The sequence below is a fragment of the Streptomyces sp. NPDC001549 genome, from assembly GCF_042894025.1.
Lineage (GTDB): Bacteria > Actinomycetota > Actinomycetes > Streptomycetales > Streptomycetaceae > Streptomyces > Streptomyces kutzneri.
Genome location: NZ_JBIAVJ010000014.1, coordinates 202585 through 214076, shown reverse-complemented (window position 1 = coordinate 214076; position 11492 = coordinate 202585). Strand labels below are relative to the sequence as shown.

9 protein-coding genes and 1 tRNA gene are annotated in these 11492 nt (G+C 69.4%); 9 read left to right on the top strand and 1 reads right to left on the bottom strand.

What is annotated here, in order from left to right; all coding sequences use genetic code 11:
* The first annotated feature begins 178 nt into the window (after nucleotides 1-178).
* Both ACFY04_RS23510 and ACFY04_RS23505 read left to right on the top strand, forming a co-directional pair.
* Nucleotides 179-721 carry a hypothetical protein gene (locus ACFY04_RS23510; RefSeq protein WP_389119322.1) on the top strand — a complete coding sequence of 181 codons (543 nt, stop codon included), beginning with the start codon at nucleotides 179-181 and terminating at the stop codon, nucleotides 719-721.
* A 99-nt stretch (nucleotides 722-820) separates the two neighbouring features.
* Nucleotides 821-1498, top strand: a complete 678-nt coding sequence (locus ACFY04_RS23505) for a hypothetical protein (protein WP_389119320.1) — start codon at nucleotides 821-823, stop codon at nucleotides 1496-1498.
* Between the two features lie 398 nt (nucleotides 1499-1896).
* Here the strand turns inward: ACFY04_RS23505 and ACFY04_RS23500 are convergent.
* Nucleotides 1897-1968: transfer RNA gene (locus ACFY04_RS23500), tRNA-Arg, on the bottom strand.
* A 105-nt stretch (nucleotides 1969-2073) separates the two neighbouring features.
* Here ACFY04_RS23500 and ACFY04_RS23495 point away from each other — a divergent pair.
* The 7 genes from ACFY04_RS23495 (at nucleotide 2074) to rho (ending at nucleotide 11485) form a co-directional block, all read left to right on the top strand.
* A complete protein-coding gene (locus ACFY04_RS23495; protein ID WP_389119334.1) occupies nucleotides 2074-2559 on the top strand; it encodes a PleD family two-component system response regulator in 486 nt (161 codons plus the stop codon).
* 94 nt (nucleotides 2560-2653) lie between these two features.
* Nucleotides 2654-3586 (top strand): ArgS-related anticodon-binding protein NrtL, encoded by a 933-nt coding sequence (gene nrtL, locus ACFY04_RS23490; protein WP_389119319.1) that lies wholly within the window; start codon nucleotides 2654-2656, stop codon nucleotides 3584-3586.
* A 19-nt stretch (nucleotides 3587-3605) separates the two neighbouring features.
* Nucleotides 3606-4997, top strand: a complete 1392-nt coding sequence (gene lysA, locus ACFY04_RS23485; protein ID WP_389119317.1) for a diaminopimelate decarboxylase — start codon at nucleotides 3606-3608, stop codon at nucleotides 4995-4997.
* Between the two features lie 123 nt (nucleotides 4998-5120).
* Nucleotides 5121-6425: a homoserine dehydrogenase gene (locus ACFY04_RS23480; protein ID WP_389119316.1), complete on the top strand. Its 1305-nt coding sequence runs from the start codon at nucleotides 5121-5123 to the stop codon at nucleotides 6423-6425.
* 6 nt (nucleotides 6426-6431) lie between these two features.
* Entirely contained in the window at nucleotides 6432-7502 is a 1071-nt protein-coding gene (gene thrC / locus ACFY04_RS23475; protein ID WP_389119315.1) for a threonine synthase, read from the top strand.
* A gap of 440 nt (nucleotides 7503-7942) precedes the next feature.
* Nucleotides 7943-8869, top strand: coding sequence for a homoserine kinase (gene thrB / locus ACFY04_RS23470; protein ID WP_389119314.1), 927 nt, complete (start codon nucleotides 7943-7945; stop codon nucleotides 8867-8869).
* Nucleotides 8870-9301: 432 nt separating this feature from the next.
* Nucleotides 9302-11485 (top strand): transcription termination factor Rho, encoded by a 2184-nt coding sequence (gene rho, locus ACFY04_RS23465; protein ID WP_389119312.1) that lies wholly within the window; start codon nucleotides 9302-9304, stop codon nucleotides 11483-11485.
* The last annotated feature ends 7 nt before the right edge of the window (nucleotides 11486-11492 follow it).

Here is an 11492-nt window from a genome sequence, read left to right as displayed (position 1 = left end):
CGAACTCCACGACGCCTTCGTCTCCCTCGCCTGCAGCCTCATCTGCTGGCGACGCCTCAACAAGCCCGACGCATGATCGTGTTACGAGCTCTTAGGTCTGTTCGCGCTGCTCATCGTCATAGCCGGGTGCGGTGGCAAGCAGACGACCACCACGACCGGTGATGTCACCACGACGATCGTGCAGGACAGCCAATGGGTCACTGCCGCGATCTCGGCCGGCGCCGTTCTCATCAGCTCGACCGCAGCGGCCTGGATCACTCACTACTTCACTGGACGGACCGAGAGGAGGAGGCAGCAGCACGCCGACGCCCTGGAGGCCGCGAAGCGCGATCATGAGGCCAAGCTGGCCCACGAGCAGCGCATTCGGGAGCAGGTGATCGCTACCTCTACGACGATCTCGAAGATGCTCCAGGACTTTCGGGCGAAGATCGGTGAGGCGACGGAAGCGCCGGAGACCTTGGCTGCCATAGGCCTCTACGACGAGTGCTTCGCGATGGTCCGGAGGCATCACGATGACGCCCTGCCAGTCATTGAGGTCATGCCGGACGCTGAACTCCGGGAGAAGGCCAACGCTGTCTTCGTCGCCTACGGGGACTGGGCGGGGGGCACGGCCGAAGCCCTCGCGAACCTGACGCGGCGCCCGGATGCCATCGGGCTCGATGGAACTCGCGAGAGCTACTACGAGCGCGCGCGAGCAGTGATCAATGAGGCTGCTGTCTGACTCACGCATCCCTCACGCGGGTGGCGGGGCGTTTCTTCCACTAACCACATGGAGTAACACAGAGAGCTGCGGACCCGGGTTCGAGACCAAGGTAAGAACATGGTCAACAGTGACGACGGGGCAGCGACGTCCCAGAGGAGTCGTTCCGACGCTGTGCACAAGTGGGTCGCTACAGTCGCCGGTGTAGCTGCTTTGGCTTTTTCGCTTTACAACTTCACTGAACTTCAAAAGAAGCCAGAGATTGAGTTGGCGCTTCCTCATCTCATGCGTATTGGGATGATGGGCAAGGATGCCCACTTCTATGTTCAACCGACCGTTTCCACCAGAGTCAAGACTCAGGATGTCGAGGTAATTCGTGACGCGCGTTTCGAACTGACTCCTGCTGCGTCCGTTGCCTCTTCGGAGAGGCCGATTTTCTACTGGAAAGAGGTCGGTGTATGGAATTTCGACGCCGCTTCCGAGTGGCTTTCGTATAGATGGTCTGGCGACCCTGCCCCGTTCCTCGTTAGCCAGGACAAACCTCAGCAGCCGATCTTCTTGTTTCAGGCCGACAACTGGAGCTTCGAGCCTGGTCGATATGAGGGATCGCTGCAGTTGAGTCGGGCAGGTACCCGTAATCCGCTGATCAAGACTTTCTGCATTCTCCTCTCAAAGAAAGCTGCCGACGAAATCCGCGGCGGTGCCAGTGAAGGAGGTATCTACTTCTTCCGCAATGATCTGCCCAAGTTTGCCTCTTCCGGTAAGAATTTGGGCTGCTATGTAAGGGAGACGGATTAAGGCACGGATCAAGGCCCTGGCTGGGCGACGGCCGTGAGGTGCGTTTCGAGGATGGGGGCTGGTTGACTGGTGGTATCGCCCCATGGGGGCAGGTATCGGGGGCAGGGCCCGGCGCCCGCGGCGAGGGATGTGAGGCCGTGAGGCCGACGGTGACGGGGGCTCATAGCTGAAGCGGCCTCCCGGTGGCGGCCGGCGGCCTGGGTCCAACTGCATCGACGGCAACGGTGGCAGCGGGGCTGGCGAGGGGCGCGTGCACGCATCGCCCGTCGGCTCACGCGCCACTCACGCGAGAACAGTGAGAGACAACGAGAAAGCCCCGGACTCAGTGAGACTGAGTTCGGGGCTTCATCATTGGCACTTGCGCAGGTCAGCGAGTGATTTCGCTGGTCGAGCGGAAGTGCCCCCGGCAGGATTCGAACCTGCGCACACGGCTCCGGAGGCCGTTGCTCTATCCCCTGAGCTACGGGGGCGCGTCGTTGTGTTGCGGCGACGGGTTGAACACTACCAGCTTCCGTGGGGTGATCAGGAACTGGTTTGCGGGGGAGGAGGGAGTGGTTCGCCCGCAGGGGGTGGAAGTGGCGAAAAGCCGGACGCGGGGGCCCGGGCGGACCTACTCTCGAGTTGTGCCAGGCGTCTCGGGCCGGGTGCTTGTTGTCGACGACAACAAGGTCATCCGGCAGCTGATCAAGGTCAATCTCGAGCTGGAGGGCTTCGAGGTCGTGACCGCGAACGATGGTGCCGAGTGTCTGGACGTCGTGCATCGGGTGTGTCCCGATGTGATCACCCTTGATGTGGTCATGCCGCGGTTGGACGGGTTCGGGGCGGCCGCGCAGTTGCGGACCGATCCGCGGACCAGGGACGTGCCCGTCGCCATCGTCAGCGCCTGTACGCAGCAGGAGGTGGAGGCCGGGATCGCGGCCGGGGTGGATGCCTTCCTCGCGAAGCCGTTCGAGCCCACCGAGCTGGTACGCGTCGTGCGCCGGCTGGTCGAGCGCAAGGACCGGAGCGGCGGGAGGAAAGGGGCGCCCGCCGGGAGGGGGAGGGGCGGTCCCCTCCAGTAGAGCGCTCTCCTCGTCGGTGCCGGTTGTCCGGTGCTCTGTTCACATGGCGAAACCCTTCGACTGATGACGGTGCGTCTCCCCTAGGCTGGGTCCCGTGACCCCCGCCGACCTCTCCCGTTGCGTCGTAAGCGCCGTGCGCTGCGCCGTCGAGGACGGTGAGCTGGGCGGGGCGGCGCCTGCGCGCGTGGTGGTCGAGCGGACCCGGCCCGGTGGGGTGGGCGAGTACGCCACTCCCGTCGCCTTCCAGATCGCGAAGGGTGCCGGAGTGCGCCCGGCCGAGGTCGCCGAGGTGCTGGCCCGCCGACTGGGCGGTGTGGCCGGGATCGAGCGTGTCGAGGTCACCGGGGCCGGGTTCCTGAATTTCTCGCTGAGTACCGTTTCCGCCGCCCGGCTGGTGCGTGACGTGCGCCGCGCAGCGGTGATCGAGGTCCCGGACGTGCCGTCCCGGGAGCCGCGAGAGCGCCTCGTACGGGCCGCCGTCGCACGGATCGAGGCACTGCAGGGCGTCCGGCCCGGTCCGGAGTTCGCCGTCGCGCCCGTCGCCCGCCGCGACGGGGACGTGTTCGCGCGGTACGGGGCCGACGCCGTCGCCTGGGCCGTGCTCACCACCCCCGCGCGCGAGACCCCCGAGTTCTGCGACGCACTCCTCGTACAAGGGGAAGGCAACGAGCTCTTCCGGGTCCGGTACGCCCATGCCCGCGCCCACGCGCTCGTACGCAATGCCGAGCAGCTCGGGTTCCGCCCCGAAGCCGGTGACGACGTCGACGCGCCCGCCCTGCTGCGCGTCCTCGCCGACCACCCCCTCGTCCTCGAAGCCGCCGCGCACCACCGTGCGCCCGAGCGGCTCGCCCGGCACCTCGTCGAGCTGGCCGACGCGCTGCTCGACTTCCAGTACCGCGTCCTGCCCAAGGGCGACGAGAAACCCTCGGCCGCCCACCGTGCCCGGCTGGCTCTTGCCGAAGCCGCCGGGACGGTGCTGGCCGGCGGCCTGGCCCTGCTCGGCATAGACGCACCGACACGCTTGTGACCCGCGAAGAGAGATACCGATGAGCCGTTCCGCGCACCCCGCCGGGCCCCGCCACGCCGACGTCCTGCCCGAGGGGCACTACTCCCCGCCGCCCGCCGACCTGAACGCGCTCGACGAGAAGGTCTGGGCCCGGACCGTCGAGCGTACGGCTGACGGGGTCGTCGCCGTGGGCGGCATCGAAGTCACCAAGCTCGCCGAGGAGTTCGGGACCCCCGCCTACTTCCTCGACGAGGAGGACTTCCGGTCCCGGTGCCGGGCCTGGGCGCACGCCTTCGGTCCCGACGCCGACGTGTTCTACGCCGGCAAGGCCTTCCTCTCCAAGGCCGTCGTGAAGTGGCTGAAGGAGGAGGGGCTGAACGTCGACGTGTGTTCCGGCGGGGAGCTGACCACCGCGCTCGCCGCCGGGATGCCCGCCTCGCGGATCGCCTTCCACGGCAACAACAAGTCCGAGGGCGAGATCCGCCGGGCCGTCGGGGCCGGGGTCGGACGCATCGTCCTCGACTCCTTCCAGGAGATCGCCCGCGTCGCACACATCGCCCGTGAGCTGGGCGTACGCCAGCCCGTCCAGATCCGCGTGACGGTCGGCGTCGAGGCGCACACCCACGAGTTCATCGCCACCGCGCACGAGGACCAGAAGTTCGGCATCGCGGTGGCCGACGGGTCCGCCGCCGAGGCCGTGCGCCGGGCGCTCGGGCACGACTCGCTGGAGCTGCTCGGCGTCCACTCCCACATCGGTTCGCAGATCTTCGACATGGCCGGCTTCGAGGTCTCCGCCAAGCGCGTCGTGCGGCTGCTGGCTGCCGTACGGGACGAGCACGGGGTGGAGCTGCCCGAGATCGACCTCGGCGGTGGCCTCGGTATCGCGTACACCTCGAACGACGACCCGCGCGAGCCCCACGAGATCGCCAAGGCCCTGCACGAGATCGTGGCCCGGGAGTGCGAGAGCGCCGGACTGCGCGCTCCCCGGATCTCGGTCGAGCCCGGCCGCGCCATCGTCGGCCCGACCGCCTTCACCCTCTACGAGGTCGGGACGATCAAGCCGCTGGAGGGGCTGCGCACCTACGTCTCCGTCGACGGCGGGATGTCCGACAACATCCGCACGGCCCTGTACGACGCCGAGTACTCCATCTCCCTGGTCTCCCGCACCTCCGACGCCGAGCCCATGCTCGTACGCGTCGTCGGCAAGCACTGCGAGAGCGGCGACATCGTCGTGAAGGACGCGTTCCTGCCCGCCGACCTCGCGCCCGGCGACCTCCTGGCCGTCCCGGCCACCGGCGCGTACTGCCGCTCCATGGCCAGCAACTACAACCACGCTCTGCGCCCGCCCGTCGTCGCCGTGCGGGACGGACAGGCCCGGGTGATCGTCCGCCGCGAGACGGAGGAAGATCTCCTGCGTCTCGACCTCGGATGATGAAATAGGTGTCTCACTCAATGGACCGAGGATGGAAACTGCTGTCCATTGAGTGAGACTGGTTCCACCCGGCGGGCAAACCGCCCGCGGGGTACTGATGGAAGATCGAAAGGCGTAGGTCGAATGATGCGTACGCGTCCGCTGAAGGTGGCGCTGCTGGGCTGTGGAGTGGTCGGCTCAGAAGTGGCTCGCATCATGACGACGCACGCCGACGACCTCACGCAGAGGATCGGCGCGCCCGTGGAGCTCGCCGGCGTGGCCGTGCGCCGCCCCTCCAAGGTCCGCGAGGGCATCGACCCCGAGCTGGTCACCACCGATGCGACCGCCCTCCTCAAACGCGGTGACATCGACATCGCCATCGAGGTCATCGGCGGCATCGAGCCCGCCCGCACCCTCATCACCACCGCCTTCGAGCACGGCATCTCCGTGGTCTCCGCGAACAAGGCGCTGCTCGCCCAGGACGGCGCCGCGCTGCACGCCGCGGCGGAGCAGCACGGTCTCGACCTCTACTACGAGGCCGCCGTCGCCGGCGCCATCCCGCTGGTCCGCCCGATGCGCGAGTCGCTCGCGGGCGACAAGATCAACCGTGTGATGGGCATCGTCAACGGCACGACGAACTTCATCCTCGACAAGATGGACTCCACCGGCGCCGGTTACCAGGAGGCGCTCGACGAGGCCACGGCCCTCGGGTACGCCGAGGCCGACCCGACCGCCGACGTCGAGGGCTACGACGCCGCCGCCAAGGCCGCGATCCTGGCCGGCATCGCCTTCCACACCCGCGTCCGCCTGGACGACGTGTACCGCGAGGGCATGACCGAGGTCAGCGCGGCCGACTTCGCCTCCGCCAAGCGGATGGGCTGCACCATCAAGCTCCTCGCCATCCTGGAGCGCGCCGCCGACGGCGAGTCCGTCACCGCCCGCGTCCACCCGGCGATGATCCCGCTGAGCCACCCGCTCGCCTCCGTCCGCGAGGCGTACAACGCCGTCTTCGTCGAGGCGGAGGCCGCCGGGCAGCTCATGTTCTACGGGCCCGGCGCGGGCGGCGCGCCCACCGCGTCCGCGGTCCTCGGCGACCTCGTCGCCGTCGCCCGCAACAAGCTCGCCGAGGCAACGGGGCCCGGCGAGTCGGCGTACACCCAGCTGCCGGTCAGCCCCATGGGGGACGTCGTCACCCGCTACCACATCAGCCTCGATGTGGCGGACAAGCCGGGCGTCCTCGCCCAGGTGGCGACCACCTTCGCGGAGCACGGCGTGTCGATCGACACGGTTCGACAGCAAGGACGTCCGGACGGGGTCGGCAAAGAGGCCTCCCTCGTCGTCGTCACCCACCGCGCACCCGACGCCGCCCTTTCCGGGACCGTCGAGGCGCTGCGGAAACTGGACACCGTCCGCGGTGTCGCCAGCATCATGCGCGTTGAAGGGGAGTAAGGACCCATGAGCAGCAATCGCACCCACCAGTGGCGCGGCATCATCGAGGAGTACCGGGACCGCCTGCCGGTGACGGACACGACCCCCGTGGTGACGCTCCGCGAGGGCGGCACTCCCCTCGTCCCCGCCCAGGTGCTCTCCGAGCGCACCGGTTGCGAGGTGCACCTGAAGGTCGAGGGGGCGAACCCCACCGGGTCCTTCAAGGACCGCGGCATGACCATGGCGATCACCAAGGCCAAGGAAGAGGGTGCGAAGGCGGTTATCTGCGCCTCCACCGGCAACACTTCCGCCTCCGCCGCCGCGTACGCGGTGCGCGCCGGGATGGTCTGCGCGGTGCTCGTGCCCCGCGGCAAGATCGCGCTCGGCAAGATGGGCCAGGCCCTGGTGCACGGAGCCAAGATCCTGCAGGTGGACGGCAACTTCGACGACTGCCTGAACCTGGCCCGCGCGCTCTCCGACAACTACCCGGTCGCGCTGGTCAATTCGGTCAACCCGGTGCGCATCGAGGGTCAGAAGACGGCCGCGTTCGAGATCGTCGACGCGCTCGGTGACGCGCCCGACATCCATGTGCTGCCGGTCGGCAACGCGGGCAACATCACCGCGTACTGGAAGGGCTTCAAGGAGTACAAGGCCGACGGCCTGTCCACGCGTACGCCCCGTGTGTGGGGTTTCCAGGCCTCCGGTTCCGCGCCCATCGTGCGCGGCGAGATCGTCAAGGAGCCGCACACCATCGCCACCGCGATCCGGATCGGCAACCCGGCCTCCTGGGACTACGCGCTGGCCGCGCGTGACGAGTCGGGCGGCTTCATCGACGAGGTGACGGACCGCCAGATCCTCGCCGCCTACCGGCTGTTGGCCGCGCAGGAGGGCGTCTTCGTCGAGCCCGCCTCGGCCGCCTCGGTGGCCGGTCTGCTCAAGGCCGCCGAGCTGGGCCTGGTCGACCCCGGTCAGACGATCGTGTGCACCGTCACCGGCAACGGCCTGAAGGACCCCGACTGGGCGATCGCCGGCGCTCCGCAGCCGGTCACCGTTCCGGTGGACGCCGAAGCCGCCGCCGTGCGCCTCGGCCTGGTCTGACCGCAGCACCGCAGCACCGCAGCACCGCAGCACCGCAGCACCGCAGCACCGCAGCACCGCAACACCGCAGCACCGCGGCGGCACCCCAGCGCCGCAGCAGTACCGCAGCACCGTGTGAGCCGGGTTCCGGAGGGCGCGTGAGGGCCTGCAGAGGCCTTCCCGAGATCCTTCGGAACCCGGCAACTCACCCCGTACGGCAACAAAAATGCGGCTGAAGTCGGTCGAATTCGGTCGAAGTCCGCGACACGCATCGTGCGCCTCCTGTGCGCCCTATGTCGCGAGAGAACCTTCCTTCGATACGCTGTACCTACATCCGCCACCGCGCATATGACTGCGGTGCTGCCCCGAGGGCCTTCGGGTGTCGTACGTTCTCCAGTACATTCGCAGCGAGCCAGCGAAGAGCGAAGATCTCGCACAGTCACAAGGAGTGTCATCGGACGATGGCCGGTCCAGCGTTCCGCGCCGCCGCCGTACGGGTGCGCGTCCCCGCCAGCAGTGCCAACCTCGGCCCGGGCTTCGACGCCCTGGGCCTGGCCCTGGGGCTCTACGACGACGTAGTCGTCCGGGTGGCCGACTCCGGCCTGAACATCGACATCGCGGGTGAGGGCGCCGACACCCTCCCGCGGGACGAGAGCCACCTGCTCGTACGCTCCATGCGCACCGCCTTCGACCTGCTGGGCGGCCAGCCGCGCGGCCTGGAGGTCGTCTGCGCCAACCGCATCCCGCACGGCCGCGGCCTCGGCTCCTCCTCCGCCGCCATCTGCGCCGGCATCGTCGCCGCCCGCGCCGTGACCATAGGCGGCGAGGCCAAGCTCGACGACGCGGCGCTGCTGGAGCTCGCCACCGAGATCGAGGGCCACCCCGACAACGTCGCCGCCTGTCTGCTCGGCGGATTCACCCTCGCCTGGATGGACGGCGGCAGCGCCAAGGCGATCCGGATGGAGCCCGCCGAATCCATCGTTCCGGTGGTCTTCGTACCCTCCAGGCCGGTCCTCACGGAGACGGCGCGCGGCCTGCTGCCGCGCACCGTCCCGCACGTGGACGCGGCCGCCAACGCGGGCCGCGCGGGCCTGCTCGTGGAAGCCCTGACCAGGCGCCCCGAGCTCCTCCTGCCGGCCACCGAAGACCGGCTCCACCAGGAGTACCGGTCCCCGGCGATGCCCGAGAGCGTGGCACTCGTCAACAGGCTGCGGGCGGACGGGATCCCCGCGGTCATCTCCGGCGCGGGCCCCACGGTCCTCGCGCTGGTCGACAACGGTGCGGCCGACAAGGTCGCGCAGCTCGCGGGCGACGGGTGGGCGGCCAACCGGCTCGCACTCGACGCCGCGGGCGCGAGCGTACTTCCGCTGGGCACCCAGGGCGGCTAGACCCGCTTTCCCGGAGTGCACAGCCGGTCAGGGGCGGGCGGCCAGGGCAGGCCGCCCGCACGGAAGAGCGCGATTGCCGGTGATTGAGAGGGGGAATATCTATTGGATCCGGTAGTGTTAGTCTCAAGTGCGCATCGGAAGCCGCCATGGCTCGGTGCTCAGTGTCCCCATTCGGGACCACATTTCTTCCGGGAGCCTCCCCGACTGCTTTGATCCATTCCAGCAGTTTCGAGCACGCTCCGGAATCGGCGTGACATTCCCACGCTTTCAGCTCGGGGGCTTCTCGCCGGAACCAGCCATGCACGTTTCTTCCGCCGTATTTCTACCGGCGGACCACCGCCCCGGCACGGTCCACACCTAGGACTGCTGTCGGACAGCACAACCGGTCGCCGAGCCAGACAGGCCGACGTCCGCTCCAGGGAAGGACCCTTCGTGAGCGACACCACCGATCTGATGGGCGCTGCCGACACCTCTGTCGACACCAGTGCCCCCGCCGCGGGCGCCGCACCCAAGCGTCGACGCACCGGCACCGGCCTTGACGGCATGGTCCTGGCCGAGCTGCAGCAGGTCGCGTCGGGCCTCGGGATCAGGGGCACCGCGCGGATGCGCAAGAGCCAGCTGATCGAGGTCATCAAGGAGGCGCAGGCGGGCAGCGGTGCCCCCAAGGCCGCCGCCTCCACTGCCGCAGACACCGCCGAGGCCAAGCCGAAGCGCCGCGCCACCAGCAAGGCCCGCACGGGTGAGGCCGCCGCCGAGGCGCCCGCCGAGAAGCCCGCCGCACAGGCGCAGATCGAGATCCCGGGCCAGCCGGCAGGGGGCCCCTCCCGCTCGAGCGCAGCCGAGAGTGGGGGAGACGACGCCCCGGTCGGCGAGCGCCGCCGGCGTCGGGCCACGGCCCCCTCCGGCAGCCCGGAGGCCTCGGCCCCCGTCGCCGTACAGGTCGAGCAGAAGACCGAGACCGCGCCCGCCGCCACCGCCCCGTCCGAGGCCAAGGCCGAAGCCGCCACCGCGGTCTCCGCCGGCCAGGCGCAGGGCCAGGACGGCGAAGGCCGTGGCCGTCGCGACCGCCGTGACCGCGGTGACCGTGCCGACCGCACCGACCGTCAGCGCGACCGCCGTGACCGCGGCGCCAAGGCCGACGACCAGGGCCAGGGCGGCCAGAGCCAGGGCGGCCAGAGCCAGGGCGGCCAGAGCCAGGGCCAGGGCCAGGGCGCGCAGGGTGGCCAGGGCGCGCAGGGTGGCCAGGGCGGACAGGGCGGCGGCCGTCAGGAGCGCGCCGACCGTCAGCAGCAGGGCGGCCGCGGCCAGGGCCAGGGCCAGAGCCAGGGTCAGCAGGGCCGTCAGGACAACGGTCCCCAGGACGACTTCGACGGCGAGGACGGCCGTCGTGGCCGGCGCGGCCGATACCGCGACCGCCGTGGCCGCCGTGGCCGCGACGAGTTCGCGGGTCCGAGCGAGCCGACGGTCGCCGACGACGACGTCCTGATCCCCGTCGCGGGCATCCTCGACATCCTCGACAACTACGCGTTCATCCGGACCTCGGGCTACCTGCCCGGCCCCAACGACGTGTACGTCTCCCTCGCCCAGGTCCGCAAGGCCGGCCTGCGCAAGGGTGACCACACCACCGGTGCCGTGCGCCAGCCCAAGGACGGCGAGCGCCGCGAGAAGTTCAACGCCCTCGTGCGTCTGGACTCGGTGAACGGCATGGCGCCCGAATCCGGCCGCGGCCGCCCGGAGTTCCAGAAGCTCACCCCGCTGTACCCGCAGGACCGGCTCCGTCTGGAGACCGACCCGGGCGTGCTGACCACCCGCATCATCGACCTCGTGTCGCCGATCGGCAAGGGTCAGCGAGGCCTGATCGTGGCCCCGCCGAAGACCGGCAAGACCATGATCATGCAGGCGATCGCCAACGCGATCACCGTCAACAACCCCGAGTGCCACCTGATGGTCGTCCTGGTCGACGAGCGTCCGGAAGAGGTCACCGACATGCAGCGGTCGGTCAAGGGCGAGGTCATCTCCTCGACCTTCGACCGCCCGGCCGAGGACCACACCACCGTCGCCGAGCTGGCCATCGAGCGCGCCAAGCGTCTCGTCGAGCTGGGTCACGACGTGGTCGTCCTGCTGGACTCCATCACCCGTCTGGGCCGCGCGTACAACCTCTCGGCGCCCGCCTCCGGCCGCATCCTGTCCGGTGGTGTCGACTCGACCGCGCTGTACCCGCCGAAGCGCTTCTTCGGTGCCGCGCGCAACATCGAGGACGGCGGCTCGCTGACCATCCTGGCCACCGCGCTCGTCGACACCGGCTCGCGCATGGACGAGGTGATCTTCGAGGAGTTCAAGGGCACCGGCAACATGGAGCTCAAGCTCGACCGGAAGCTCGCCGACAAGCGCATCTTCCCGGCCGTCGACGTCGACCCGTCGGGCACCCGCAAGGAGGAGATCCTCCTCAACGCGGAGGAGCTCGCCATCGTCTGGAAGCTGCGCCGGGTGCTGCACGCGCTCGACTCGCAGCAGGCGATCGAGCTGCTGCTCGACAAGATGAAGCAGACGAAGTCGAACGCCGAGTTCCTGATGCAGATCGCGAAGACGACCCCGTCGGGCAAGAACGACGACTGACGTCCGG